Here is a 226-nt window from a genome sequence, read left to right as displayed (position 1 = left end):
CGCGGACCGGGCGGCGGGAGGGCCGGACGAGCCAGATCAACTGGCCCCGCATCCGCCGGAGCACATACCGGGTAACGATCGGAGCCCAGTCGGCCAGGGCGCGGCCTCGGTGGCGGACGAAGACGAGCAGGGCGATGGCGGCCCACAGCGGGATGAGTTCGAGAGCGCCGACCACGCCACGGGCGAGGATCACGGCGAGCAGGAGCAGGCCGGTGAGGCTCACGAC

The 226-nt window shown here is 73.0% G+C and carries 1 pseudogene; it reads right to left on the bottom strand.

The window, feature by feature from the left end:
* Positions 1-226, bottom strand: a pseudogene (locus RB628_RS43120) (hypothetical protein); the annotation flags it as partial.

Origin of the sequence: Streptomyces sp. ADMS (assembly GCF_033441795.1) — a bacterium.
In the GTDB taxonomy this organism is placed as follows: domain Bacteria; phylum Actinomycetota; class Actinomycetes; order Streptomycetales; family Streptomycetaceae; genus Streptomyces.
Note: the sequence above shows the minus strand (reverse complement) of the source record. Positions and strands in the feature narration are given on the sequence as shown.